General features: G+C 59.7%; 22 protein-coding genes and 2 tRNA genes. 22 read left to right on the top strand and 2 right to left on the bottom strand.

Annotation, left to right across the window (positions count from 1 at the left end; all coding sequences use genetic code 11):
• Window positions 1–40: 40 nt before the first annotated feature.
• Window positions 41–1,714 carry a DNA repair protein RecN gene (gene recN / locus BLU37_RS11190; protein WP_090204823.1) on the bottom strand — a complete coding sequence of 558 codons (1,674 nt, stop codon included), beginning with the start codon at window positions 1,712–1,714 and terminating at the stop codon, window positions 41–43.
• 237 nt (window positions 1,715–1,951) lie between these two features.
• On the opposite strand from recN, the gene grpE reads away from it, so the two are divergent.
• From grpE to BLU37_RS11230, 8 genes are all read left to right on the top strand, one after another.
• A complete protein-coding gene (grpE, locus tag BLU37_RS11195; RefSeq protein WP_010447269.1) occupies window positions 1,952–2,518 on the top strand; it encodes a nucleotide exchange factor GrpE in 567 nt (188 codons plus the stop codon).
• A 100-nt stretch (window positions 2,519–2,618) separates the two neighbouring features.
• Window positions 2,619–4,535, top strand: a complete 1,917-nt coding sequence (gene dnaK, locus BLU37_RS11200) for a molecular chaperone DnaK (protein WP_029532806.1) — start codon at window positions 2,619–2,621, stop codon at window positions 4,533–4,535.
• Between the two features lie 150 nt (window positions 4,536–4,685).
• Complete coding sequence (gene dnaJ / locus BLU37_RS11205; protein WP_090204825.1) at window positions 4,686–5,810, top strand: molecular chaperone DnaJ; 1,125 nt, start codon at window positions 4,686–4,688, stop codon at window positions 5,808–5,810.
• 10 nt (window positions 5,811–5,820) lie between these two features.
• The gene (gene dapB / locus BLU37_RS11210) at window positions 5,821–6,627 is read left to right on the top strand and encodes a 4-hydroxy-tetrahydrodipicolinate reductase (RefSeq protein ID WP_090204827.1); all 807 of its coding nucleotides are present in this window, start codon (window positions 5,821–5,823) and stop codon (window positions 6,625–6,627) included.
• 331 nt (window positions 6,628–6,958) lie between these two features.
• A complete protein-coding gene (gene carA / locus BLU37_RS11215; RefSeq protein WP_019361323.1) occupies window positions 6,959–8,095 on the top strand; it encodes a glutamine-hydrolyzing carbamoyl-phosphate synthase small subunit in 1,137 nt (378 codons plus the stop codon).
• Window positions 8,096–8,199: 104 nt separating this feature from the next.
• Entirely contained in the window at window positions 8,200–11,421 is a 3,222-nt protein-coding gene (gene carB, locus BLU37_RS11220) for a carbamoyl-phosphate synthase large subunit (protein ID WP_010447262.1), read from the top strand.
• 2 nt (window positions 11,422–11,423) lie between these two features.
• Entirely contained in the window at window positions 11,424–11,900 is a 477-nt protein-coding gene (greA, locus tag BLU37_RS11225) for a transcription elongation factor GreA (protein WP_026007528.1), read from the top strand.
• Window positions 11,901–11,928: 28 nt separating this feature from the next.
• On the top strand, window positions 11,929–12,333 hold the full coding sequence (locus BLU37_RS11230) for an MFS transporter (protein WP_090204830.1): 405 nt from the start codon (window positions 11,929–11,931) through the stop codon (window positions 12,331–12,333).
• 12 nt (window positions 12,334–12,345) lie between these two features.
• Here BLU37_RS11230 and BLU37_RS11235 read toward each other — a convergent pair whose 3' ends face one another.
• Window positions 12,346–12,654, bottom strand: a complete 309-nt coding sequence (locus BLU37_RS11235) for a YhbY family RNA-binding protein (RefSeq protein ID WP_010447256.1) — start codon at window positions 12,652–12,654, stop codon at window positions 12,346–12,348.
• A gap of 105 nt (window positions 12,655–12,759) precedes the next feature.
• Here BLU37_RS11235 and rlmE point away from each other — a divergent pair, with 105 nt between their 5' ends.
• The 14 genes from rlmE (at window position 12,760) to rpsO (ending at window position 25,782) form a co-directional block, all read left to right on the top strand.
• Window positions 12,760–13,389: a 23S rRNA (uridine(2552)-2'-O)-methyltransferase RlmE gene (rlmE, locus tag BLU37_RS11240; protein ID WP_090204832.1), complete on the top strand. Its 630-nt coding sequence runs from the start codon at window positions 12,760–12,762 to the stop codon at window positions 13,387–13,389.
• A 201-nt stretch (window positions 13,390–13,590) separates the two neighbouring features.
• On the top strand, window positions 13,591–15,501 hold the full coding sequence (gene ftsH, locus BLU37_RS11245) for an ATP-dependent zinc metalloprotease FtsH (protein WP_090204835.1): 1,911 nt from the start codon (window positions 13,591–13,593) through the stop codon (window positions 15,499–15,501).
• An 8-nt stretch (window positions 15,502–15,509) separates the two neighbouring features.
• Complete coding sequence (gene folP, locus BLU37_RS11250; protein ID WP_090204839.1) at window positions 15,510–16,361, top strand: dihydropteroate synthase; 852 nt, start codon at window positions 15,510–15,512, stop codon at window positions 16,359–16,361.
• 16 nt (window positions 16,362–16,377) lie between these two features.
• Window positions 16,378–17,715, top strand: a complete 1,338-nt coding sequence (glmM, locus tag BLU37_RS11255) for a phosphoglucosamine mutase (RefSeq protein WP_090204842.1) — start codon at window positions 16,378–16,380, stop codon at window positions 17,713–17,715.
• Between the two features lie 66 nt (window positions 17,716–17,781).
• Window positions 17,782–18,537, top strand: coding sequence for a triose-phosphate isomerase (gene tpiA / locus BLU37_RS11260; RefSeq protein WP_090204845.1), 756 nt, complete (start codon window positions 17,782–17,784; stop codon window positions 18,535–18,537).
• 4 nt (window positions 18,538–18,541) lie between these two features.
• Entirely contained in the window at window positions 18,542–18,925 is a 384-nt protein-coding gene (secG, locus tag BLU37_RS11265) for a preprotein translocase subunit SecG (protein WP_010447244.1), read from the top strand.
• Window positions 18,926–18,954: 29 nt separating this feature from the next.
• Window positions 18,955–19,040 (top strand) — tRNA-Leu (locus tag BLU37_RS11270).
• 96 nt (window positions 19,041–19,136) lie between these two features.
• Window positions 19,137–19,213, top strand: a tRNA-Met gene (locus BLU37_RS11275).
• 140 nt (window positions 19,214–19,353) lie between these two features.
• Complete coding sequence (gene rimP, locus BLU37_RS11280) at window positions 19,354–19,812, top strand: ribosome maturation factor RimP (protein WP_010447242.1); 459 nt, start codon at window positions 19,354–19,356, stop codon at window positions 19,810–19,812.
• A 47-nt stretch (window positions 19,813–19,859) separates the two neighbouring features.
• Window positions 19,860–21,341 (top strand): transcription termination factor NusA, encoded by a 1,482-nt coding sequence (nusA, locus tag BLU37_RS11285; protein WP_010447240.1) that lies wholly within the window; start codon window positions 19,860–19,862, stop codon window positions 21,339–21,341.
• A gap of 27 nt (window positions 21,342–21,368) precedes the next feature.
• Entirely contained in the window at window positions 21,369–23,900 is a 2,532-nt protein-coding gene (infB, locus tag BLU37_RS11290; protein WP_090204848.1) for a translation initiation factor IF-2, read from the top strand.
• 159 nt (window positions 23,901–24,059) lie between these two features.
• Window positions 24,060–24,476 (top strand): 30S ribosome-binding factor RbfA, encoded by a 417-nt coding sequence (rbfA, locus tag BLU37_RS11295; protein WP_010447236.1) that lies wholly within the window; start codon window positions 24,060–24,062, stop codon window positions 24,474–24,476.
• A 3-nt stretch (window positions 24,477–24,479) separates the two neighbouring features.
• Window positions 24,480–25,397: a tRNA pseudouridine(55) synthase TruB gene (truB, locus tag BLU37_RS11300; RefSeq protein WP_010447234.1), complete on the top strand. Its 918-nt coding sequence runs from the start codon at window positions 24,480–24,482 to the stop codon at window positions 25,395–25,397.
• 115 nt (window positions 25,398–25,512) lie between these two features.
• The gene (gene rpsO, locus BLU37_RS11305) at window positions 25,513–25,782 is read left to right on the top strand and encodes a 30S ribosomal protein S15 (RefSeq protein WP_010447232.1); all 270 of its coding nucleotides are present in this window, start codon (window positions 25,513–25,515) and stop codon (window positions 25,780–25,782) included.
• Window positions 25,783–26,004 lie beyond the last annotated feature (222 nt).

A 26,004-nucleotide genomic window follows, 5' to 3' on the forward strand; every position in this document is an offset into this window, starting at 1 on the left:
TTGTTACATGAAATGTTCTGGTTCGGATTCGGGTTGTCGCTCAGCTTTTGGCGGTCACCACCATCTTCTTCGCGTGAGCCAGGGATTCCTTGGTGAGGTCGATGCCGCCGAGCATGCGGGCAACCTCTTCGACCCGTTCGGTCTTGCCCAGCTTGGACACTGCCGTATGCGTTGCATCGCTACCGCGCACCTTGTGTACGAACAGGTGGTGATGGCCCTGGGCGGCAACTTGCGGCAGGTGGGTAACGGTCAGTACCTGTCCGCGGTCGCCGAGGCGTCGCAGCAGTTGGCCGACGATTTCTGCGGTCGGGCCGCCGATACCGACGTCCACTTCGTCGAAGACCAGGGTCGGGATGCGTGAGGTCTGCGCGGTGATCACCTGGATGGCCAGGCTGATACGTGACAGCTCACCGCCCGAGGCGACCTTTGCCAGGGCTTTCAGTGGTTGGCCCGGGTTGGCGCTGACCAGCAGTTCGACCTGCTCCAGCCCATAAGGCAGCGGTTCGTCACTGGCATTGGCGTGCAGTTCGATGTTGAAGCGACCGCCGGGCATCCCCAGCCGCTGGATTTCCTGTTCGACCGCGCTGGCCAGGCCGGTGGCGGCCTGTCGGCGCAGCTCGCTGAGTTCCTGGGCGCGTTCCTGATAGTGTCGGGCATAGGCGGCCAGTTCTTCGCCAAGGCGCTCGACGGCTTCGTCGTTGGCGTTCATGGTTTCGATCTCGTCCAGCAGTTTCTGCTGCAGGGTCGCCACTTCGGTCGGCTGGATACGATGCTTGCGGGCCAGGGTGTAGATCGCATCCAGGCGCTCTTCGAGTTGCTGCAGGCGACCCTGATCGGCATCGAAGTGATCGACGAAACGGTTCAGTTCGCCAACCGCTTCTTCTACTTGGATCTGCGCGCTGGCCAGCAGGTTGGCGGCTTCGCCCAGTGCACCGGAGCCGTTGCTGACGCTGGTCAGGCGATTCAGGCAGGTGGTGAGAGCATTGAGTACGTTGCCCGAATCGCTTTCACTGCATTGCTCGACCACTTGCCGGCAAACGCCGAGCAGGGTTTCGGCGTTGGTCAGGTTCTTGTGTTCCTGCTCCAGATCCTCCAGTTCGTTTTCACCGAGGGAGAGGTTTTCCAGTTCTTCCAACTGGTAGCTGAGCAGCTGGTGGCGGGCGCGTTGTTCGTCGCTGGAGTTGGACAGGCGTTCAAGCTCCTGGCGGGTCTGGCGCCAGCGCTGGGCGGCGAGCTGTACCTGGCGGGCGAGGTCGGTCGCGCCGGCGTACTCGTCGAGCAGACGGCGGTGGGTGTCGGTCTTGAGCAGGGACTGGTGTTCGTGCTGGCTGTGAATGTCGATCAGCAGTTCGCCGAGGGCCTTGAGGTCGCCAAGGGGGCAGGGCGAGCCATTGATATAGCCACGCGAGCGTCCTTCGGCGGTGATGACCCGGCGCAGGATGCAGGGGCCTTCGTTGTCCAGGTCGCGTTCGACGAGCCAGTGGCGCGCTTCCGGGATGTCCTGCAGGTCGAAGGTGGCCAGGATGTCGGCCTTGTCCGCCCCGGGGCGCACCACACCGCTGTCGGCACGATCACCCAGGGTCAGGCCGAGAGCATCGAGCATGATCGACTTGCCGGCACCGGTTTCGCCGGTGATGACGCTCATCCCGCGATCCAGTTCCAGATCGAGGTGCTCGACGATTGCGTAATTGTGTACGGACAGGTGCACCAGCATGAAGGCCGCTCCCAGGGTTGGATATGGTTATTTATACAGTGGTTTCGGTTTGCCTGACAATGCCTGGCCTTAGTTCGATTCGCTTGAATGTCCGGTTTTTTTAGCGCGATCGGCGATGTATCTGTCCTTCGATCGGCGTGGCTGCATTTCTCGCCACTTGAACCTGGAAAATGCGGCCCCATATACGGGGGCAGAAGCGTGAGCCACGCTCGCGGACGATATTGAAAGGAGGTTTTTATGGCTGACGAACAGAATCTGGATGCGCAAAATCAAGAAGCCACTCAGGCTGCCGACGCTTCGAGCGATGACTTGGCAAGCCGCGTGCAGGCACTCGAAGAGCAACTGTCCGCCGCACAGGATCAGAGCTTGCGCGTAGCTGCCGACCTGCAGAACGTTCGCCGCCGTGCCGAGCAGGATGTCGAGAAGGCGCACAAGTTCGCGCTGGAAAAATTTGCCGGTGACCTGCTGCCGATCCTCGACAGTCTGGAGCGCGGTCTGGAACTGTCCAACCCGGATGACGAGAGCATCCGTCCGATGCGCGAAGGTATCGAGCTGACCCTGAAGATGTTCCAGGACACCTTCAAGCGTCACCAGTTGGAAGCCATCGATCCCCATGGCGAACCCTTCAATGCTTCGCTGCACCAGGCAATGGCCATGCAGGAAAGCGCCGACGTCGAGCCCAACAGCGTATTGAAGGTGTTCCAGAAGGGTTACCAGCTCAACGGTCGTCTGCTGCGCCCGGCCATGGTCGTGGTGAGCAAGGCGGTTGCACCGGTTTCGCCGACTATCGACGAGCAGGCTTGAAATCGGTCGTAGCGACCCCATCTATAAGTCAAGCGTTTAAGTGCTACCACAGTTGGCCATAACCACTGCGGCAAAAAAATCCAAGTTTCGGGAGAGTGAAATGGGCAAAATCATCGGTATCGACCTGGGGACTACCAACTCCTGCGTCTCCATTCTGGAAAACGGCAACGTCAAGGTGATCGAGAACGCCGAAGGCGCTCGGACCACGCCGTCGATCATTGCATACGCCAACGATGGCGAAATCCTGGTCGGTCAGTCGGCCAAGCGTCAGGCAGTGACCAATCCGCACAACACCCTGTACGCGGTAAAGCGTCTGATCGGTCGCAAGTTCGACGAAGAAGTCGTACAGAAAGACATCAAGATGGTTCCGTACAAGATCGCCAAGGCTGATAACGGTGATGCCTGGGTCGAAGTGAACGGCCAGAAGATGGCACCGCCACAGATTTCGGCTGAAATCCTGAAGAAGATGAAGAAGACCGCCGAAGATTACCTCGGCGAGTCCGTGACCGAGGCGGTGATCACCGTTCCGGCCTACTTCAACGACAGCCAGCGTCAGGCCACCAAGGACGCCGGTCGTATCGCCGGTCTGGACGTCAAGCGCATCATCAACGAACCGACCGCAGCTGCTCTGGCTTACGGTATGGACAAGGCCAAGGGCGACCACACCGTCATCGTGTATGACCTGGGTGGCGGTACCTTTGACGTTTCCGTGATCGAGATCGCTGAAGTCGATGGTGAGCACCAGTTTGAAGTGTTGGCCACCAACGGCGACACCTTCCTCGGTGGTGAAGACTTCGACATCCGTCTGATCGACTACCTCGTCGACGAATTCAAGAAAGAAAGCGGCATGAACCTCAAGGGTGACCCGCTGGCAATGCAGCGCCTGAAAGAGGCGGCTGAAAAGGCCAAGATCGAGCTGTCGTCCGCGCAGTCGACCGACGTCAATCTGCCTTACATCACTGCCGATGCGAGCGGTCCGAAGCACCTGAATGTGAAGATCTCCCGCGCCAAGCTGGAGTCGCTGGTGGAAGACCTGGTTCAGCGCACCATCGAGCCTTGCCGTATTGCTCTGAAGGACGCCGGTATCGACGTCGGTTCGATCAACGACGTGATCCTGGTCGGCGGTCAGACCCGTATGCCACTGGTGCAGAAGCTGGTGACCGAATTCTTCGGCAAGGAAGCTCGCAAGGACGTCAACCCTGACGAAGCTGTCGCCATGGGCGCGGCTATCCAGGGCGCGGTACTGGCCGGTGACGTGAAGGACGTTCTGCTGCTGGACGTCAGCCCGCTGACCCTGGGTATCGAAACCATGGGTGGCGTGATGACCGCGCTGATCGAGAAGAACACCACTATTCCGACCAAGAAGTCGCAAGTGTTCTCGACTGCCGACGACAACCAGGGCGCCGTGACCATCCACGTCCTGCAGGGTGAGCGCAAGCAAGCCGCGCAGAACAAGTCGCTGGGCAAGTTCGACCTGTCCGAGATCCCGCCAGCGCCACGTGGCGTGCCGCAGATCGAAGTGACCTTCGACATCGACGCCAACGGCATCCTGCACGTTGGTGCGAAGGACAAGGCCACTGGCAAAGAGCAGAAGATCACCATCAAGGCCAACTCGGGTCTGTCGGATGAAGAAATCCAGCAAATGGTTCGCGATGCCGAACTGAATGCCGAGGAAGACCGCAAGTTCGAAGAGCTGGCTGCCGCGCGCAACCAGGGCGACGCACTGGTGCACTCGACTCGTAAAATGGTGGCCGACGCTGGCGACAAAGTGACCGCGGAAGAGAAAACCGCGATCGAGGCGGCCGTGGTTGCCCTGGAAGCCGCCGTGAAGGGCGACGACAAGGCTGCCATCGACGCCAAGGTCGAGGAGTTGTCCAAGGTGTCCGCGCCTGTGGCGCAGAAGATGTACGCCGAACAGGGTGCCAAGCCTGAAGCCGGTGCGCAGCCTGCCCAGGAAGAAGCGCACAAGGATGACGTCGTCGATGCCGAGTTCGAAGAAGTCAAAGACCACAAGTAATTCTGCTTGTTGGTCGGCCGGTTGACTGCATTTAAGCGGTGACTGGTAGGATGTCGCCGCGCGGGAGCTTGCTCCCGCGTTGGCGTGTCTGGAGTACGCAAATTTTTACAGCATGCGACAACGCTCGGGTGCTGGCCTCAGGGGCAATTTATGGCAAAGCGTGACTATTACGAGGTATTGGGGGTCGAGCGTGGCTCCAGCGAGGCGGAGCTGAAAAAGGCTTATCGTCGTCTTGCGATGAAATATCACCCGGACCGCAATCCGGATGACAAGGCTGCGGAAGAGCAATTCAAGGAGGCCAACGAGGCCTATGAAGTGCTGTCCGACTCCAGCAAGCGTGCGGCATACGATCAGTATGGGCATGCCGGTGTCGATCCGAGCATGGGTGGCGGTGGTGCCGGCTTCGGCGGGCAGAACTTCTCCGATATCTTCGGCGACGTGTTCAGCGATTTCTTCGGTGGCGGTCGCGGCGGTTCCCGTGGCGGTGCTCAGCGCGGCAGTGACCTGCGCTACACCCTGGAACTGAACCTGGAAGAAGCGGTTCGCGGCACCACCGTGAATATCCGTGTTCCGACCCTGGTCAACTGCAAGCCGTGCGACGGTTCCGGCGCGAAGAAGGGTTCTTCGCCGGTGACCTGTCCGACCTGTGGTGGTATTGGTCAGGTGCGCATGCAGCAGGGTTTCTTCTCGGTGCAGCAGACCTGCCCGCGCTGTCATGGTCAGGGCAAGATCATTTCCGATCCGTGCGATTCCTGCAATGGTCAGGGTCGTGTGGAAGAGTACAAGACGCTGTCGGTCAAGGTGCCGTCGGGCGTCGATACCGGCGACCGCATTCGTCTGTCGGGCGAAGGCGAGGCGGGCACCCAGGGTGGCCCGACCGGCGACCTGTATGTGGTGATCAACGTACGTGAGCACGATATTTTCCAGCGCGACGGCAAGCACCTGTACTGCGAAGTACCGATCAGCTTCGTCGATGCCGCCCTCGGTGGTGAGCTGGAAGTGCCGACCCTTGATGGCCGGGTCAAGCTGAAAATTCCGGAAGGTACCCAGACCGGCAAGCAGTTCCGTCTGCGCGGCAAGGGTGTTGCTCCGGTGCGTGGCGGTGGTGCGGGTGATCTGATGTGCCGGGTGGCTGTCGAAACGCCGGTGAACCTGAGTCGTCGTCAGCGTGAGTTGCTGGAAGAGTTCCGTGCCTCGCTGGATGTCGACAGTTCCCACTCGCCCAAGGCCAGCGGTTGGTTCGAGGGTATGAAGCGCTTCTTCGGCGACCTGTAAGGAGCGTGGCATGCGACGTATAGCTGTGATGGGCGCCGCCGGGCGCATGGGCAAGATTCTGATCGAGGCGGTGCAGCAGCAGGTGCCGGTTGCCGGTCTGACGGCTGCCGTGGTTCGCCCGGGGAGTTCGCTGGTCGGTGCCGACGCCGGTGAGTTGGCTTCGCTGGGGCGGATCGGCGTGCCGTTGTCCGATGCATTGGACAAGGTGGCTGAAGAGTTCGACGTGTTGATCGACTTCACTCTGCCGGAAGTGATGCTGAAGAACCTGGCGTTCTGCCGCAAGGTTGGCAAGGCCATGGTGATCGGTACGACCGGTTTGAATGCCGAGCAGAAGCAGTTGCTGGTGGAGGCGGGCAAGGATATTCCGATTGTCTTCGCTGCCAACTTCAGTGTCGGTGTCAATCTGTCGCTGAAACTGCTTGAGTTGACCGCTCGGGTGCTGGGTGAGGATGCGGATATCGAGATCATCGAGGCGCATCACCGGCACAAGGTCGATTCGCCTTCGGGTACCGCCATGCGTATGGGCGAGGTGATTGCCGATACGCTGGAGCGTGATCTGCAGAAGGTTGCGGTCTATGGCCGTGAAGGGCATGTCGGTGCGCGGGCACGTGACACCATCGGCTTTGCCACCGTGCGCGGTGGTGACGTGGTGGGTGATCACACCGTCTTGTTCGCTACCGAGGGTGAGCGTCTGGAAATCACCCACAAGGCCTCGAGTCGCATGACCTTCGCCAAGGGTGCCGTACGTGCGGCGCTTTGGCTGGATGGCAAGGCGGCCGGCCTGTACGACATGCAGGATGTGCTTGACCTGCATTGAGGTAAGTGGCGCACCTGTTTCTGGTGCGCCTGCTCCTGCAGTCGTGATGCATGCAGTAGAATGTTGGCGCGTGCAGTAAGCACGTGAGTGCATTGCTTATTGTGTTGCATGCCTTTCAAACCGCTTCGCGACGTCCTGTCGCATTTCCTGGCCTTCAAGGCTCATTAGCGGTGGATTAAAAAAGCCTTTTTCTGTAAGCTACAGCTTTAGTGTGTCCACTAAAAGCGCGCAGAATAATTCAGTGAAAAAAGCGGGGTGACGTGTCCATACGTCACTCCGCTTTTTTACAACCTGCGATCGCCCTTTCAGGCTTTATTTACGGGAGGTCTTCTTGACTAAGCCAGCCATACTCGCCCTTGCTGATGGCAGCATTTTTCGCGGCGAAGCCATTGGAGCCGACGGCCAGACCGTTGGTGAGGTGGTGTTCAACACCGCAATGACCGGCTATCAGGAAATCCTTACCGATCCTTCCTATGCCCAACAGATCGTTACCCTGACTTACCCGCACATCGGCAATACCGGCACCACGCCGGAAGACGCCGAGTCCAACCGTGTGTGGTCGGCTGGCCTGGTCATCCGCGACTTGCCGCTGGTGGCGAGCAACTGGCGGAACACCCTGTCCCTGTCGGATTACCTGAAGGCCAACAACGTTGTTGCCATCGCCGGTATCGACACCCGTCGCCTGACCCGCATCCTGCGCGAAAAAGGCTCGCAGAACGGTTGCATCCTGGCCGGCGACAACATTACCGAGGAAGCGGCCATCGCCGCAGCGCGTGGTTTCCCTGGTCTGAAGGGCATGGACCTGGCGAAAGTCGTCAGCACCGAGAAATCCTACGAGTGGCGTTCGACGGTCTGGGACCTGAAAACCGACAGTCACGCGACCATCGATGCCGCTGATCTGCCTTACCATGTGGTCGCCTACGACTACGGGATCAAGTCGAACATCCTGCGCATGCTGGTCGAGCGCGGCTGCCGCGTCACCGTGCTGCCGGCCCAGGCGCCAGCGAGCGAAGCCCTGGCGCTCAAGCCGGACGGCGTGTTCCTGTCCAACGGCCCTGGCGATCCGGAGCCTTGCGACTACGCCATTCAGGCGATCAGGGAAGTCCTCGAGACCGAGATTCCGGTGTTCGGTATCTGCCTGGGTCACCAACTGCTGGCCCTGGCGTCCGGCGCCAAGACCATCAAGATGGGTCACGGCCACCACGGTGCCAACCACCCGGTACAGGATCTGGACTCCGGTGTCGTCATGATCACCAGCCAGAACCACGGTTTCGCCGTGGATGAAGCGACCCTGCCAGGCAACGTCCGGGCGATCCACAAGTCGCTGTTCGACGGTTCGCTGCAAGGCATCGAGCGCACCGACAAGAGCGCGTTCAGCTTCCAGGGCCACCCTGAGGCCAGCCCGGGCCCGAATGACGTGGCACCGCTGTTCGATCGCTTCATCAATGAGATGGCCAAGCGCCGTTGATTGCCTGAATGCCCAGGGCGGCCCCGCATGGCGGCGGCCCCCTGGCAACTTCAAGGATTGTTCAACGGCTTGCCGACTGACCCGCGGATTTGAGTGACAAACCCATGCCAAAACGTACAGACATTAAAAGCATCCTGATTCTTGGTGCTGGCCCGATCGTCATCGGCCAGGCCTGCGAATTCGACTACTCCGGCGCCCAGGCCTGTAAAGCCCTGCGCGAAGAGGGTTACCGCGTCATCCTGGTGAACTCCAACCCGGCGACCATCATGACTGACCCGGCCATGGCGGATGCGACCTACATCGAACCGATCAAATGGCGCACCGTCGCCAAGATCATCGAGAAGGAGCGTCCAGACGCCCTGCTGCCGACCATGGGTGGCCAGACTGCCCTGAACTGCGCCCTGGACCTGGAGCGCGAAGGCATCCTGGAAAAGTTCGGCGTAGAGATGATCGGTGCCAACGCCGACACCATCGACAAGGCCGAAGACCGCTCGCGTTTCGACAAGGCCATGAAGTCCATCGGCCTGGCGTGCCCGCGCTCGGGTATCGCCCACAGCATGGAAGAGGCCAATGCGGTTCTCGAGAAGCTCGGCTTCCCATGCATCATCCGTCCGTCCTTCACCATGGGCGGCACCGGCGGCGGCATCGCCTACAACCGTGAAGAGTTCGAAGAAATCTGTGCCCGTGGTCTGGACCTGTCGCCGACCAAGGAACTGCTGATCGACGAATCGCTGATCGGCTGGAAAGAATACGAAATGGAAGTTGTCCGCGACAAAAAGGACAACTGCATCATCGTCTGCTCCATCGAGAACTTCGACCCGATGGGCGTGCACACCGGTGACTCGATCACCGTTGCTCCGGCACAGACCCTGACCGACAAGGAATATCAGATCCTGCGTAACGCCTCCCTGGCGGTACTGCGCGAGATCGGCGTGGAAACCGGCGGTTCCAACGTGCAGTTCGGTATCTGCCCGGACACCGGCCGCATGGTCGTCATCGAGATGAACCCGCGGGTATCCCGTTCCTCGGCCCTGGCTTCGAAAGCCACCGGTTTCCCGATTGCCAAGGTCGCTGCCAAACTGGCCGTGGGTTACACCCTGGACGAGCTGTCGAACGACATCACTGGCGGCAAGACCCCGGCGTCCTTCGAACCGTCCATCGACTACGTTGTGACCAAGCTGCCACGCTTTGCCTTCGAGAAGTTCGGCCAGGCTGATGCGCGCCTGACCACTCAGATGAAGTCGGTGGGTGAAGTGATGGCTATCGGCCGGACCTTCCAGGAGTCCCTGCAGAAAGCCCTGCGCGGTCTGGAAGTGGGCGTTTGCGGTCTGGACGAGAAGGTCGACCTGAGCAACCCGGAAAGCATGGGCGTGCTCAAGCGCGAACTGACCGTGCCGGGCGCCGAGCGTATCTGGTACGTGGCGGACGCCTTCCGCGCCGGCCTGAGCGTCGAAGAAATCTTCGGCATGAACATGATCGACCCCTGGTTCCTGGTGCAGATCGAAGACCTGGTCAAGGAAGAAGAGCGCGTCAAGACCCTCGGTCTGTCCTCCATTGACCGCGACCTGATGTTCCGCCTCAAGCGCAAGGGTTTCTCCGACCAACGTCTGGCCAAGCTGCTGGGTGTGACCGAGAAGAACCTGCGTACCCATCGCCAGAAGCTGGAAGTGTTCCCGGTCTACAAGCGCGTCGATACTTGCGCGGCCGAGTTCGCCACCGACACCGCCTACCTGTACTCGACCTACGAGGAAGAGTGCGAGGCCAACCCGTCGACTCGCGACAAGATCATGATCCTGGGTGGCGGTCCGAACCGTATCGGCCAGGGCATCGAGTTCGACTACTGCTGCGTGCATGCGGCACTGGCACTGCGCGATGACGGCTACGAGACCATCATGGTCAACTGCAACCCGGAAACCGTCTCCACCGACTACGACACTTCCGATCGCCTGTACTTCGAGCCAGTGACCCTGGAAGACGTGCTGGAAATCGTCCGCGTCGAGAAGCCCAAGGGTGTGATCGTCCAGTACGGCGGCCAGACCCCGCTGAAACTGGCGCGTGCCCTGGAAGCGGCCGGCGTACCGATCATCGGTACCAGCCCTGACGCCATCGACCGTGCCGAAGACCGCGAGCGCTTCCAGCAGATGGTCGAGCGCCTGAACCTGCGTCAACCGCCGAACGCCACTGTGCGCAGCGAAGACGAAGCCGTGCGTGCGGCGGGCAAGATCGGTTACCCGCTGGTGGTGCGTCCGTCCTACGTGCTGGGCGGCCGGGCGATGGAAATCGTCTACAAGGAAGAAGAACTCAAGCGCTATCTGCGCGAAGCGGTCCAGGTGTCGAACGACAGTCCGGTGCTGCTGGATCACTTCCTCAACTGCGCCATCGAGATGGACGTGGATGCGGTCAGTGACGGCACCGACGTGGTGATCGGCGCGATCATGCAGCACATCGAGCAGGCGGGTGTTCACTCCGGTGACTCGGCGTGCTCGCTGCCACCGTACTCGCTGCCGGCGCACATCCAGGACGAGATGCGCGAGCAGGTCAAGAAAATGGCCCTGGAGCTGGGCGTTATCGGCCTGATGAACGTGCAGTTGGCTCTGCAGGGCGAAGACATCTACGTCATCGAAGTGAACCCGCGTGCTTCGCGTACCGTGCCGTTCGTGTCGAAGTGCATCGGTGTGTCCCTGGCCATGATCGCTGCCCGCGTGATGGCCGGTAAGACCCTGAAGGAACTGGGCTTCACCAAGGAAATCATTCCGAACTTCTACAGCGTGAAAGAGGCGGTGTTCCCATTCGCCAAATTCCCTGGCGTCGACCCGATCCTTGGCCCAGAGATGAAGTCCACGGGTGAAGTGATGGGTGTGGGCGACACCTTCGGTGAAGCCTTCGCCAAGGCGCAGATGGGTGCCAGCGAAGTCTTGCCGACTGGCGGTACAGCGTTCATCAGCGTGCGTGACGACGACAAGCCACTGGTTGCGGGCGTGGCCCGTGATCTGATCAACTTGGGCTTCGAAGTGGTTGCGACCGCCGGTACCGCCAAGCTGATCGAAGCGGCAGGCCTGAAAGTGCGCCGGGTCAACAAGGTGACCGAAGGTCGTCCGCACGTTGTCGACATGATCAAGAATGACGAAGTCACCCTGATCATCAACACGACCGAAGGTCGCCAGTCGATTGCCGACTCGTACTCCATTCGTCGTAATGCGCTGCAGCACAAGATCTACTGCACAACCACCATTGCTGCTGGCGAAGCTATTTGCGAAGCGCTCAAGTTCGGTCCCGAGAAGACCGTCCGTCGCTTGCAGGATCTACACGCAGGATTGAAGGCATGAGCATAACCAAGTACCCCATGACTGTTCAGGGTGCCAAGGCCCTGGAAGATGAGCACGCTCACCTGACCAAGGTCGTCCGTCCCAAGCTGAGCCAGGATATCGGCACGGCCCGTGAGTTGGGCGACCTGAAGGAAAACGCCGAATACCATGCTGCCCGCGAGCAGCAGGGTATGGTCGAGGCGCGGATCCGCGATATCGAAGGCCGTTTGCAGAACTCGGTGGTCATCGATGTCACGACCATCCCGCACACCGGCAAGGTGATTTTCGGCACCACGGTGGAGATCGCCAACGTCGAAACCGACGAAAGCGTGACCTATCACATCGTGGGTGAGGATGAGGCTGATATCAAACAGGGCAAGATTTCGGTGGGTTCGCCCATCGCTCGCGCCCTGATCGCCAAGGATGAAGGCGATGTCGTGACCGTCAAGACGCCTGGTGGCGTGATCGAGTACGAGATTGTCGCAGTCCGTCACATCTGAACGCAGGCGCCCGCTACGCGCGGGCGCCATGCTCTGGCAACTGGCCCAGATGCTCTGGGTCGGCGGCTTGTGGTTATTGCATGTGGGGCTGTTGCCAGTCCTCACGCAAATCGGCCTGGCACCGCTGCTGATCGAAGAGATCAGCGCTCAGCTAGGCGCCTTATTGGTGGGATTTGCAGCGATCTGCGTGATCGTGCAGGTCCTGGTGCTGCTGCTGTCCGAAGGTCGTACGAGCCTTTGGCGCGATACTCGCGGGCAGTTGCTGTTGATGGCGTTGTACGCGTGCGCGATGTATTTCGCGGTACGCTACTGGCAACCGCAAGCCTTGCGCTGGCAGTTGTTCAGTTACCTGGTGCTCGGCCTGTCGGGCCTGGTGCTGGTGCTGCAGTCCGTTCCGGGCGAGGATGGCAGGGCACGCGAAGCGTACCCTTGACCGGTGTCGTGATCACTTGAAGCGATGAACGTTCGACAGTTGCTTGTTGACGTCGAAGTTGCGGCGATAGATCAGCGCCATCTTGCCGATGACCTGTACCAGGTCTGCCTTGCCGGTCTTGCACAGCTGCGCGATGTGCGCCAGGCGCTGCTCGCGGTCGAGGATGTTGAGCTTGACCTTGATCAGTTCGTGATCGTTCAGTGCGCGCTCGAGTTCGGCTAGCACACCTTCAGTCAAACCGTTGTCAGCCACAGTCAATACTGGTTTCAGATGGTGGCCAATGGATTTGTACTGTTTCTTCTGCTCTTGAGTGAGCGGCATAATCTGACCCCTGCGTCTGATCTTGTAAAAAATGGCGGCTAGTTTACCCGAGCGAGTCCGGGACCGCCCAGTTAATCGCGATTCGACTATTTTTCGAGGTGGCCCGTGGCCCGTTCCAAGACCAGCCAAAACTGGCTGAAAGAGCATTTCAACGACCCATTCGTCAAAATGGCGCAAAAAGATGGGTACCGCTCCCGTGCCAGCTACAAGCTGCTGGAGATTCAGGAGAAGGACAAGCTGATCCGTCCCGGCATGACCGTGGTCGACCTGGGCGCGGCGCCCGGTGGTTGGTCGCAGGTGACCAGTCGTCTGATTGGTGGCAAGGGGCGTCTGATCGCTTCCGATATCCTGGATATGGACAGCATCCCGGATGTGACCTTCATCAAGGGTGACTTCACCGAGGACGCGGTACTGGCGCAGATCCTCGAGGCGCTCGGAAATTCAGAGGTAGACCTTGTGATTTCCGATATGGCCCCCAATATGAGTGGTACGCCCGCAGTCGATATGCCGCGCTCGATGTTCCTGTGCGAGCTGGCACTGGATCTGGCAGGTCGGGTGTTGCGTCCTGGCGGGGATTTCCTGATCAAGATTTTCCAGGGCGAAGGTTTCGACGAGTACCACAAGAATTTCCGCAAGCAGTTCGACAAGGTCCAGACACGCAAGCCGGTGTCATCCCGCGATCGCTCCCGTGAGCAGTATCTGCTGGGTCGCGGTTTCCGTGGGAGGACTGAGTAAAGCAAGGTTTTTGAAGGGGGCGATAGGAAATTCGCATTTCGCCTCGTGAACATAAGTGAATATTGTGTAGTCAATGTTTCACAAAGGGTTACAGACGGCGCCTGCGAAGCTGTAGGTAATGTAGTAAGTTATGCCGGTGAATATCATGCGAAGCGCGCACCACGAACGGAGCAAGCTTCAGAGGGTAGTTAATTGAACGATATGGCAAAGAATCTGATCCTGTGGTTGATCATCGCGGCTGTCCTGGTGACGGTGATGAACAACTTCTCCAGCCCTAACGAGCCGCAGACCCTCAACTATTCCGACTTCATCCAGCAAGTGAAGGATGGCAAGGTCGAGCGCGTGGTCGTGGACGGCCCTGTGATCACCGGCAAACGCAACGATGGCGACAGCTTCAAGACCATTCGTCCGGGGATCCCGGACAACGGCCTGATTGGCGATCTGGTGGACAACCACGTCGTAGTCGAAGGCAAGCAGCCGGAACATCAGAGCATCTGGACCCAGTTGCTGGTGGCCAGCTTTCCGATCCTGGTGATCATTGCGGTGTTCATGTTCTTCATGCGCCAGATGCAGGGCGGTGCGGGCGGCAAGGGTGGCCCGATGAGCTTTGGCAAGAGCAAGGCGCGTCTGCTTTCCGAGGATCAGGTGAAAACCACCCTGTCCGACGTCGCCGGCTGCGACGAGGCCAAGGAAGAAGTGGGTGAACTGGTTGAGTTCCTGCGCGATCCGGGCAAGTTCCAGCGCCTGGGTGGTCGCATTCCTCGCGGCGTGCTGATGGTCGGCCCTCCGGGTACCGGTAAGACCCTGTTGGCCAAGGCCATCGCCGGTGAGGCGAAAGTGCCGTTCTTCACCATTTCCGGTTCCGACTTCGTCGAGATGTTCGTCGGTGTCGGTGCCAGCCGTGTTCGTGACATGTTCGAACAGGCCAAGAAGCACGCACCGTGCATCATCTTCATCGACGAAATCGATGCGGTCGGTCGTCACCGTGGCGCCGGCATGGGCGGCGGTCATGACGAGCGCGAGCAGACCCTCAACCAGTTGCTGGTGGAGATGGACGGCTTCGAGATGAACGATGGCATCATCGTCATCGCCGCGACCAACCGTCCCGACGTCCTCGACCCGGCGCTGCTGCGCCCTGGCCGTTTCGACCGCCAGGTGGTGGTGGGCTTGCCGGACATTCGTGGTCGTGAGCAGATTCTCAAGGTGCATATCCGCAAGGTGCCGGTCGGTGACGACGTGGCTCCCGCGGTGATTGCCCGTGGTACTCCCGGTTTCTCCGGTGCGGACCTTGCCAACCTGGTCAACGAGGCTTCGCTGTTCGCCGCTCGTGCTGGCAAGCGCGTGGTCGAAATGAAGGAGTTCGAGCTGGCCAAGGACAAGATCATGATGGGCGCCGAGCGCAAGACCATGGTCATGTCCGAGAAGGAGAAGCAGAACACCGCTTATCACGAAGCCGGTCACGCGATCGTGGGGCGTGTCGTGCCCGAGCATGATCCGGTCTACAAGGTTTCGATCATTCCGCGCGGTCGTGCGCTGGGTGTGACCATGTTCCTGCCGGAAGAGGATCGCTACAGCCTCTCCAAGCGCGCGTTGATCAGCCAGATCTGCTCGCTGTACGGTGGCCGTATCGCCGAAGAGATGACCCTGGGTTTCGATGGTGTCACCACAGGTGCCTCCAACGACATCATGCGCGCCAGCCAGATTGCCCGGAACATGGTGACCAAATGGGGTCTGTCCGAGAAGCTGGGGCCGTTGATGTATGCCGAAGAAGATCAGGAAGTGTTCCTGGGGCGTGGCGGTGGCGGTCAGAACTCCAGCTTCTCGGGTGAAACCGCCAAGCTGATCGACTCCGAGGTGCGCAGCATCATTGACCACTGCTACGGCACGGCCAAGCAGATCCTCACGGACCACCGCGACAAGCTCGATGCCATGGCCGATGCGCTGATGAAATACGAGACCATCGACGCCGACCAGATCGACGACATCATGGCCGGTCGCCCACCGCGCGAGCCGCGTGACTGGGGTGGTTCGGGCAGCTCGGGCACAACGCCGCCGGTGGTGAAGGATGAACGTCCCGAAGCTCCGATTGGTGGCCCTGCGGCTGATCACTAAGGTTTGAAATGACTTCTGTTCAGTCCTCGACCCGGTTGCCTTGCGGCAACCGGGTTCTTGATTTGGCCCGGACGCATGTCATGGGCATTCTCAACGTTACCCCTGATTCCTTTTCCGATGGTGGACGCTTCAGCGAGCTGGATGGGGCGCTGCGGCATGCCGAAGGCATGGTGCAGGCTGGCGCGACCCTGATCGATGTTGGCGGTGAGTCGACCCGGCCTGGCGCGCGAGTCGTGTCGCCGCTGGAGGAGCTTGAGCGGGTGGCACCTGTCGTCGAGCGCATTCATCGTGAGCTGGATGTAATCATTTCGGTGGATACCTCGACGCCGGCGGTAATGCGTGAGACGGCGCGCCTTGGTGCCGGCCTGATCAACGATGTGCGTTCGCTGCGGCGCGATGGCGCGCTGGATGCGGCTGCGGCCACCGGCTTGCCGGTCTGCCTGATGCACATGCTCGGCGAGCCTGGCGACATGCAGGACAATCCGCAGTACGAGAATGTCACGCAGCAGGTGCAGGCGTTTCTTGTCGAGCGCATGGCGGAGTGTGAGGCGGTGGGTATTCCCGCTGAGCGGATCATTCTGGACCCGGGGTTCGGCTTTGCAAAAAATCTGCAGCACAACCTGAGCCTGTTCAAGCATATGGAGCAGTTGCATGCCCTTGGACGGCCACTATTGGTCGGCGTTTCGCGAAAGAGCATGATAGGTCAGGCACTCGGGCGCCCGGTGGGTGAGCGCCTGTACGGCAGTCTGGCGCTGGCAGCGCTGGCGGTGAGCAAGGGCGCGCGGATTCTGCGTGTGCATGATGTGGCCGAGACGGTCGACGTCGTCAATATGCTCGCTGCCGTTGCGACGGCTGAATAAGAATGATGGAGCACTTATGAAGAAGAAATATTTCGGCACCGACGGTATTCGTGGCCGGGTCGGGCAGTACCCGATCACCCCTGATTTCATGCTTAAACTGGGCTGGGCTGCCGGCATGGCGTTCCGCAAGTTGGGCAACTGTCGTGTGTTGGTCGGCAAGGACACACGTATCTCCGGCTACATGTTCGAGTCTGCCCTGGAGGCCGGGTTGTCCGCAGCAGGGGCTGACGTGATGCTGCTGGGGCCGATGCCGACCCCGGCCATTGCCTATCTGACCCGTACTTTTCATGCCGAGGCCGGGATCGTCATCAGTGCGTCCCACAATCCGCACGACGACAACGGCATCAAGTTTTTCTCCGGTGAAGGCACCAAGCTGCCGGATGAAGTCGAGCTGATGATCGAAGAGTTGCTCGATGCGCCGATGACGGTTGTCGATTCGCAAAGGTTGGGCAAGGTCTCGCGGATCAATGACGCGGCTGGTCGCTACATCGAGTTCTGCAAGGGCAGCGTGCCGACCGGCACCAAGCTGTCCAATCTCAAGGTGGTACTCGATTGTGCGCACGGCGCGACCTACAAGGTCGCACCCAGTGTCTTTCGTGAGCTGGGCGCACAGGTCACCGCGTTGTCCGTGCAGCCCAACGGGCTGAACATCAACGACAATTGCGGGTCGACGCACATCAAGCCGCTGCAGGCTGCGGTGTTGGCTGAGCAGGCCGACCTGGGAATCGCCTTCGACGGTGATGGTGACCGGGTGTTGATGGTTGATCACACGGGAGCGGTGGTCGATGGTGACGAACTGGTATTCATCATCGCGCGTGACCTTGCCGAGCGGGGCAAGCTCAACGGTGGTGTGGTCGGAACCCTGATGAGCAATCTGGGGATGGAGCTGGCGCTGAACGAGCTGGATATTCCCTTCGTGCGTGCCAATGTCGGTGACCGCTATGTGATTGCCGAACTGCTCGAACGTAACTGGCTGGTAGGTGGGGAAAACTCGGGTCATATCCTCTGCCTGAGCCACAACACCACTGGCGACGCGATCATCGCGGCACTGCAGGTTCTGTTGGCGTTGCGTCGTCGTGGCGAGACGCTGGCCCAGGCGCGTCAAGCTCTGCGCAAGTGTCCTCAGGTGTTGCTCAACGTGCGTTTCGGTGGCGGTGTCGATCCGGTCAAGCACCCGCAGGTGGTGGCCGAGTGCGAGCGTGTGACTGCGGCCATGAACGGTCGTGGTCGTGTGCTGTTGCGCAAGTCGGGGACCGAGCCGCTGGTGCGGGTGATGGTCGAGGGTGAGGATGAAGCTTCGGTTCGTGAGCATGCCGAAGGGCTGGCAAAACTGGTTGCTGAAGTTTGTGCCTGAATTCGGCTTGCCAGTGATGATCTGGTTGGGTAATATCTGCGCCCACTTTGACCCGCGAGGTAGAGCATGCGTCGCCCCATGGTAGCTGGTAACTGGAAAATGAACGGTACCCGCGCCAGCGTCGCTGAGCTGATCGAGGGGCTGCGGAATCTGGCCCTGCCGAGCGGTGTTGATGTTGCGGTATTCCCGCCTTGCTTGCATATCAATCAAGTGATTGATGGTTTGAAGGGCAAGTCGATTTCGGTCGGCGCGCAGAACTGCGCAGTTGAATCCATGCAGGGCGCCTTGACGGGTGAGATCGCATCGAGCCAACTGGTCGATGCAGGTTGCTCCCTGGTACTGATCGGGCATTCCGAGCGTCGCCTGATCCTGGGTGAGGCGGATGCCACGCTCAATCGCAAGTTCGCCGCCGCGCAAGCTTGTGGGTTGATTCCGGTGTTGTGTGTAGGGGAGACCCTGGCGCAGCGTGAAGCCGGCAAGACGCTGGAAGTGGTTTCGCGTCAGTTGGGCAGTATCATCGAAGAGTTGGGTGTCGATGTTTTTGCCAAGGCTGTGATCGCTTACGAGCCGGTCTGGGCCATTGGTACCGGGCTGACAGCATCGCCGCAACAAGCGCAGGATGTGCATGCAGCCATTCGCGCGCAGTTGTCGGCAGAGAATTCTGAAGTCGCTCAAGGTGTGCGACTTCTATACGGCGGCAGCGTGAAGGCGGCCAATGCGGTCGAACTGTTCGGCATGCCGGATATCGATGGGGGCCTCATTGGTGGGGCTTCCCTGAATGCAGATGATTTCGGTGCGATCTGTCGCGCCGCGGGAAACTGATAAAATGCTGGAAACGATCGTAGTCGTTCTTCATCTGTTGGCTGCACTGGGCGTTGTTGCTCTGGTATTGCTGCAACAGGGTAAAGGTGCGGAAGCTGGTGCATCTTTCGGCGCAGGTGCTTCAAATACTGTGTTCGGAAGCCAAGGTTCCTCTACCTTTCTTAGTAAGTTTACTGCTATACTTGCCGCAGGTTTCTTCATAACCAGCTTAGGGTTAGGTTACTTTGCTAAAGAGAAAGCTCACCAGCTGACTCAAGCAGGTCTGCCAAGCCCGGCAGTGTTGGAAGCGCCAAAGCAAAAGCCGGCATCTGATGATGTACCGGTTCTCCAGGAGCAAAAGCCGGCCAATACGGCAGGTGATGTACCTCAAGCTCCAGAGAAGAAGTAAAACGGGTTTCATGCTGTAAATGTTGTATTGCCGAGGTGGTGGAATTGGTAGACACGCAACCTTGAGGTGGTTGTGCCCATAGGGTGTAGGGGTTCGAGTCCCCTTCTCGGTACCAATTATCAGGAGAGCCCGCTGTTGCGGGCTTTCTTGTAGGTGGAATGTTACATTGACCCAAAAAGGGATCGGTCGTATACTTTCGCCCCAGCTTTGTCGCGGGGTGGAGCAGCCTGGTAGCTCGTCGGGCTCATAACCCGAAGGTCGTCGGTTCAAATCCGGCCCCCGCAACCAGTTTTAGCGGAGCCCCTTTTCAGGGGCTTTTTGTTAGCTGGACACAATTGATGCCGCGTTTGACGGCATTTCAGGGATGGGCGATTCGCCCATTTTTTGTTTTCTTAAATCGCATGCACATCATGCACGAGGGGGTTCAGGTGTCGAGCAAGCTAGAACAGTTGCAGGCCTTGTTGGCCCCGGTGGTCGTGGCCCTGGGCTATGAATGCTGGGGTATCGAGTTTTCTGCTCAAGGCCGCCATTCCGTGTTGCGCGTTTATATCGATAAGGAAGGTGGTGTTCTGGTGGATGACTGCGCCATTGTCAGTCGCCAGATCAGTGGTGTGCTGGATGTCGAAGATCCGATCTCCACTGAATACACCCTTGAAGTTTCCTCTCCTGGCATGGAACGCCCGCTGTTCACCCTTGAACAGTTTGCCTCGCATGCCGGCGAACAAGTGAAAATAAGGCTGCGTTCGCCTTTCGAAGGTCGACGCAACTTTCAGGGCCTTCTGCGTGGAGTGGAAGAGCAGGACATCGTGGTGCAGGTGGATGACCATGAATTCCTGTTGCCGATCGATTTGATCGACAAGGCCAACATTATTCCCAGTTTTGACTGAGACGCGGATCCCGCGGATCCAATGGCTTGCGAAAGGCGAGGCGTACGATGAGCAAAGAAGTATTGCTGGTTGTTGAGTCGGTATCCAATGAAAAGGGTGTACCGGCAAGCGTGATTTTTGAGGCGCTGGAGATTGCTCTGGCGACCGCTACCAAGAAGCGCTTTGAAGACGAAGTTGACCTGCGTGTGGAAATCAACCGCCACACCGGTTCCTATGAGACTTTCCGTCGCTGGACCGTCGTCGAGGAAGACGATCTTGACGATCCGGCGATCGAGACCTGGCCGAGCAAAGTGGCGCAAACCCATCCGGGTGCCAAGGTTGGCGAAGTTGTCGAGGAGAAGATCGAGTCCATCGAATTCGGTCGTATCGCCGCGCAGACCGCCAAGCAAGTCATTGTGCAGAAGGTTCGCGAAGCCGAGCGTGCGCAGGTGGTCGATGCCTACCGCGAGCGTCTGGGTGAAATCATCTCCGGTACCGTGAAGAAGGTCACCCGCGACAACGTTATCGTTGACCTGGGTAACAACGCCGAGGCGCTGCTGGCTCGCGAAGATATCATTTCTCGCGAGACGTTCCGGGTCGGTGTACGGCTTCGTGCGCTGCTCAAGGAAATTCGTACCGAGAACCGTGGTCCTCAGCTGATCCTGTCGCGTACCGCGCCGGAAATGCTGATCGAGCTGTTCCGTATCGAAGTGCCCGAGATCGCCGAAGGCCTGATCGAAGTAATGGCAGCGTCCCGTGATCCGGGTTCGCGCGCCAAGATCGCGGTCCGCTCCAAGGACAAGCGTATCGATCCACAAGGTGCATGCATCGGCATGCGCGGTTCGCGTGTCCAGGCCGTCTCCGGCGAGCTGGGTGGCGAGCGTGTCGACATCGTGCTGTGGGATGATAACCCGGCGCAGTTCGTGATCAACGCCATGTCGCCGGCTGAAGTCGCGGCGATCATCGTTGACGAAGATGCCCACGCGATGGACATCGCCGTGGGTGCCGACAACCTGGCCCAGGCGATTGGCCGTGGTGGTCAGAACGTACGCCTGGCCAGTCAGTTGACCGGCTGGACCCTGAACGTGATGACCGAGTCGGACATCCAGGCTAAGCAACAGGCAGAAACCGGTGACATCCTGCGCAACTTCATCGACGAGCTGGAAGTCGACGAAGAGCTGGCACAGGTGCTGGTCGATGAAGGTTTCACCAGCCTGGAAGAGATTGCCTACGTACCGTTGGAAGAAATGCTCAACATCGACGGCTTTGACGAGGACATCGTCAACGAGCTTCGCGCTCGTGCCAAGGATCGCTTGTTGACCAAAGCCATCGCTACAGAGGAAAAGCTGGCAGACGCCCATCCGGCCGAAGACCTGCTCTCGCTTGAGGGTATGGACAAGGATTTGGCGGTGGAACTGGCGGTGCGCGGCGTAATTACCCGCGAAGACCTGGCCGAGCAGTCGATTGATGACCTGCTCGACATCGACGGCATCGACGATGATCGTGCCGGCAAGTTGATCATGGCCGCCCGAGCCCACTGGTTCGAGTAATTAGGCGCGGCCTGAGGAGAGAAGTGCATGACGCAAGTCACGGTGAAACAACTGGCCGATGAGGTCAAAACACCGGTGGAGCGCCTGTTGCAGCAGATGCGTGAGGCAGGTCTGCCGCACACCGCCGCCGAAGAAAAGGTGAGCGACAGCGAGAAACAATCGCTGCTGACTCATTTGAAGAGCAGTCACAAGGCGAAAGTGGAAGAACCGCGCAAGATTACCTTGCAGCGCAAAACCACCAGCACCCTGCGTGTTGCCGGCAGCAAGAGCATCAGTGTTGAAGTACGCAAGAAGAAAGTCTTCGTACAGCGCAGCCCGGAAGAAATCGAAGCCGAGCGCAAGCGTGAGCAGGAAGAACGCCGTGCCGTAGAAAATGCGGCCCGTCAGAAGGCGGAAGAAGAAGCCAGGCGTCGCGGCGAAGATGACGCACGTCGCCAGCCAGCTCCGGCTGCCGAACCGGCTGCCGCTGTGGCAGCTGAAGTGGTCGCAGCCCCTGTGGCGGCGGTCGAGCCTGTGCGTGAAGCAGCGGTTTCCGCTCCAGCACCGGCGGCCGACGCTCGCAAGCGCGAAGAGCCGCGTCGTCCGGACAAACCACGTGCCGACGATAGCAATCGTCGCGGCAGTGGTGGTGATGGCGAGCGCAAAAATGCTCCGCATCGTGCTTCGGTCAAGGAAAAGGCTCCGGCCCCACGTGTTGCCCCGCGCACTACCGACGAAGAGAGCGATGGTTTCCGTCGTGGCGGTCGCGGTAAAGGCAAGCCGAAAAAACGCAACGCCCACGGTTTCCAGAGCCCTACCGGCCCGCTCGTGCGTGATGTGAAAATCGGCGAGACCATTACGGTTGGCGATCTTGCCCAGCAGATGTCGGTCAAGGCGGCCGAGATCATCAAGTTCATGTTCAAGCTGGGTACACCAGCCACCATCAACCAGGTTCTGGATCAGGAAACTGCCCAGCTGGTTGCTGAAGAACTGGGCCACAAAGTGACCCTGATCAGCGACACCGCCCTGGAAGATTCCCTGGCCGAGTCCCTGAAGTTCGAAGGTGAAGCGGTTTCCCGTGCGCCGGTTGTGACCGTAATGGGTCACGTTGACCACGGTAAGACGTCGCTGCTCGACTACATCCGTCGTGCGAAGGTTGCTGCTGGCGAAGCCGGTGGCATTACCCAGCACATCGGTGCCTACCACGTGGAAACCGATCGCGGCATGGTCACCTTCCTCGATACCCCGGGTCACGCCGCGTTTACCGCAATGCGTGCCCGTGGTGCCAAGGCGACCGACATCGTGATCCTGGTGGTTGCGGCGGACGACGGCGTGATGCCGCAAACCATCGAGGCCGTTCAGCATGCCAAGGCGGCTGGCGTTCCTCTGGTGGTCGCGGTGAACAAGATCGACAAGCCGGGCGCTGATCTCGATCGCATCCGTAGCGAACTGTCGGTTCACGGTGTGACTTCCGAGGAGTGGGGTGGCGACACGCCATTCGTCCCGGTTTCCGCGAAGATGGGTACCGGCGTCGACGAATTGCTCGAAGCGGTCCTGCTGCAGGCCGAAGTACTGGAACTGACTGCCACCCCTTCGGCTCCGGGTCGTGGTGTGGTTGTCGAGTCCCGTCTGGACAAGGGCCGTGGCCCGGTGGCTACCGTGCTGGTACAGGACGGTACGCTGCGTCAAGGCGACATGGTGCTGGTCGGCTCGAACTATGGCCGCGTGCGCGCCATGCTCGACGAAAACGGCAAGCCTATCAAGGAAGCCGGTCCGGCGATTCCGGTCGAGATTCTCGGCCTGGACGGTACCCCGGATGCTGGCGACGAGATGAGCGTTGTGGCTGACGAGAAGAAAGCTCGTGAAGTCGCGCTGTTCCGCCAAGGCAAGTTCCGCGAAGTCAAACTGGCTCGCGCACATGCTGGCAAGCTGGAAAACATCTTCGAAAACATGGGCCAGGAAGAGAAGAAGACGCTCAATATCGTCCTCAAGTCCGATGTCCGTGGTTCGTTGGAAGCACTGCAAGGTGCGCTCAACGGTTTGGGTAACGATGAAGTGCAAGTGCGCGTCGTCGGTGGCGGTGTCGGTGGTATCACCGAGTCCGACGCCAACCTGGCACTGGCCTCCAGCGCTGTACTGTTCGGCTTCAACGTGCGTGCCGATGCCGGCGCTCGCAAGATCGTCGAGCAGGAAGGTCTGGATATGCGTTACTACAACGTGATCTACGACATCATCGAAGACGTCAAGAAAGCTCTGACCGGTATGCTGGGCAGCGACGTGCGGGAGAACATCCTGGGCGTGGCCGAAGTCCGCGACGTATTCCGTTCGCCTAAGTTCGGCGCCATTGCCGGCTGCATGGTGATCGAGGGTAGCGTGCACCGTAACCGTCCGATCCGCGTGCTGCGTGAAGACATCGTGATCTTCGAAGGCGAGCTGGAATCCCTGCGCCGCTTCAAGGATGACGCTTCCGAAGTGCGTGCCGGCATGGAATGCGGTATCGGCGTGAAGAGCTACAACGACGTCAAGGTCGGCGACAAGATCGAAGTATTCGAGAAGGTTCAGGTTGCTCGCAGCCTCTGACTCGCAAGCTTCAAGAGCCGCCACGGCCTGGCGCAGCATGCTGCACAGGCCGTCGAGCGGACTCTAAACGCAACGCCCGGTCCGGCTTCTGCCAGGCCGGGCGTTTGCCGCTTTCAGACCTCGAGGGTTTCACCTCGGGGCAGTAACAGGTAACAAGACATGGCAAAAGAATACAGCCGTACCCAACGTATCGGCGATCAGATGCAGCGCGAGCTGGCACAGTTGATCCGTCGTGAAGTCAAGGACCCGCGCGTCGGCCTGGTCACCATCACCGCTGTCGATGTCAGCCGTGACGTCGGCCACGCGAAGGTTTTCATCACCGTGATGGGCCAGGACAGCCAGGAAGACATCACTCAGAGCATCAAGGTGCTCAATTCGGCAGCCGGCTTCCTGCGCATGCAGTTGGCTCGCGAGATGAAGCTGCGCAGCGTGCCGCAGTTGCATTTCCACTACGATGAGAGCGTCGCCCGTGGTGCCCATCTGTCGGCATTGATCGAGCGTGCAGTGGCCGAAGACAGCCAGCATGGCGAGGACAGCGAGCCTCAAGCTGCCTCTCCAGCAGACGGCCGGGAGTAATCGGTGGCTCAGGTCAAACGTATTCGTCGCAACGTCAGCGGCATCATCCTGCTGGACAAGCCGCTGGGGTTCACCTCCAACGCGGCGTTGCAGAAGGTCCGCTGGCTGCTCAACGCCGAGAAGGCCGGTCATACCGGCAGCCTCGATCCGTTGGCTACCGGCGTGCTGCCGCTGTGCTTTGGCGAGGCCACCAAGTTCTCGCAGTACCTGCTCGATTCCGACAAGGGTTATGAAACCCTCATGCAGTTGGGCAAGACCACCACCACGGCCGACGCCGAAGGTGAGGTTCTGCAGACCCGTCCTGTGACCGTTGGTCGTGCCGATATCGAAGCGGTCCTGCCGGATTTTCGTGGGGAAATCAGTCAGATACCCCCGATGTACTCGGCACTCAAGCGCGATGGGCAACCGCTTTACAAGTTGGCGCGTGCAGGGGAAGTAGTGGAGCGCGAACCGCGTTCTGTTACTATTGCGCGCTTGGAATTGCTGGCCAGCGAAGGCGATACTGCCCGACTGGCGGTGGACTGCAGCAAGGGCACCTATATTCGTACCCTGGTGGAGGATATCGGTGAGCGGCTCGGTTGCGGTGCGTACGTCGCCGAACTGCGTCGGACCCAGGCCGGACCTTTCAGCCTGGCCCAGACGGTGACGCTCGAAGAGCTGGAAGCCGTCCATGCCGAAGGTGGTAATGAAGCGGTCGACCGCTTCCTGATGCCATCGGACAGCGGGTTGCTGGATTGGCCTCTGCTCAAGTTTTCCGAGCACAGTGCGTTCTACTGGCTCAACGGCCAGCCAGTACGTGCCCCGGACGCGCCGAAGTACGGCATGGTTCGGGTACAGGATCATAATGGTCGCTTCATCGGTATCGGTGAAGTGAGCGAAGACGGGCGCATCGCGCCGCGTCGACTGATTCGGTCAGAATGACCGGACGAGGGTGGCTGTCAACAGGCACGGTCACTACTCTTTTATAGATACGGGGATTTGTCCTCGGCCTGTTGAAACCGTTCCTGGACGGTTTCCTGATATAAGGATTGCCCACATGGCACTCAGCGTTGAAGAAAAAGCTCAGATCGTAACCGACTACCAGCAAGCTGTTGGTGACACTGGTTCGCCAGAAGTGCAAGTTGCACTGCTGACCGCCAACATCAACAAACTGCAAGGTCACTTCAAGGCCAACGGTAAAGACCACCACTCCCGTCGTGGTCTGATCCGCATGGTAAACCAGCGTCGTAAGCTGCTGGACTACCTCAAAGGCAAGGACGTGACCCGTTACAGCACCCTGATCGGTCGTCTGGGCCTGCGTCGCTAATTCAGCGATTGCGCGAGAGGTTGGTTGTCTGTCCTGTGTTCGTGGATTTCCACGGGCATGGGGCAGGCTCCCAGCCTCAAGTTTTATCTGGACTGCCGGATCATTACGAAAGCTCGCCACGCAGGCCGTTTTCGTAATGACCCAGAGTCGGGTAGATGCCCGCTACTGGCCAAGGATTTCGCAAGAAGCCAGTTCCCCCAAGAGCCACAAAGAAGGTAGGAC

The organism is Pseudomonas asplenii (assembly GCF_900105475.1).
Classification (GTDB): Bacteria; Pseudomonadota; Gammaproteobacteria; order Pseudomonadales; family Pseudomonadaceae; genus Aquipseudomonas; species Aquipseudomonas asplenii.

Bases quoted from the DNA above. Each gene is read 5' to 3' on its own strand.
- BLU37_RS11235 (WP_010447256.1), bottom strand. From the start codon at position 12,654: ATGCCGCTCACTCAAGAGCAGAAGAAACAGTACAAATCCATTGGCCAC.
- ftsH (WP_090204835.1), top strand. From the start codon at position 13,591: ATGGCAAAGAATCTGATCCTGTGGTTGATCATCGCGGCTGTCCTGGTG.
- rpsO (WP_010447232.1), top strand. From the start codon at position 25,513: ATGGCACTCAGCGTTGAAGAAAAAGCTCAGATCGTAACCGACTACCAG.
- grpE (WP_010447269.1), top strand. From the start codon at position 1,952: ATGGCTGACGAACAGAATCTGGATGCGCAAAATCAAGAAGCCACTCAG.
- carB (WP_010447262.1), top strand. From the start codon at position 8,200: ATGCCAAAACGTACAGACATTAAAAGCATCCTGATTCTTGGTGCTGGC.
- folP (WP_090204839.1), top strand. From the start codon at position 15,510: ATGACTTCTGTTCAGTCCTCGACCCGGTTGCCTTGCGGCAACCGGGTT.
- BLU37_RS11230 (WP_090204830.1), top strand. From the start codon at position 11,929: ATGCTCTGGCAACTGGCCCAGATGCTCTGGGTCGGCGGCTTGTGGTTA.
- glmM (WP_090204842.1), top strand. From the start codon at position 16,378: ATGAAGAAGAAATATTTCGGCACCGACGGTATTCGTGGCCGGGTCGGG.
- tpiA (WP_090204845.1), top strand. From the start codon at position 17,782: ATGCGTCGCCCCATGGTAGCTGGTAACTGGAAAATGAACGGTACCCGC.
- secG (WP_010447244.1), top strand. From the start codon at position 18,542: ATGCTGGAAACGATCGTAGTCGTTCTTCATCTGTTGGCTGCACTGGGC.
- rbfA (WP_010447236.1), top strand. From the start codon at position 24,060: ATGGCAAAAGAATACAGCCGTACCCAACGTATCGGCGATCAGATGCAG.
- dapB (WP_090204827.1), top strand. From the start codon at position 5,821: ATGCGACGTATAGCTGTGATGGGCGCCGCCGGGCGCATGGGCAAGATT.
- dnaK (WP_029532806.1), top strand. From the start codon at position 2,619: ATGGGCAAAATCATCGGTATCGACCTGGGGACTACCAACTCCTGCGTC.
- recN (WP_090204823.1), bottom strand. From the start codon at position 1,714: ATGCTGGTGCACCTGTCCGTACACAATTACGCAATCGTCGAGCACCTC.
- dnaJ (WP_090204825.1), top strand. From the start codon at position 4,686: ATGGCAAAGCGTGACTATTACGAGGTATTGGGGGTCGAGCGTGGCTCC.
- nusA (WP_010447240.1), top strand. From the start codon at position 19,860: ATGAGCAAAGAAGTATTGCTGGTTGTTGAGTCGGTATCCAATGAAAAG.
- infB (WP_090204848.1), top strand. From the start codon at position 21,369: ATGACGCAAGTCACGGTGAAACAACTGGCCGATGAGGTCAAAACACCG.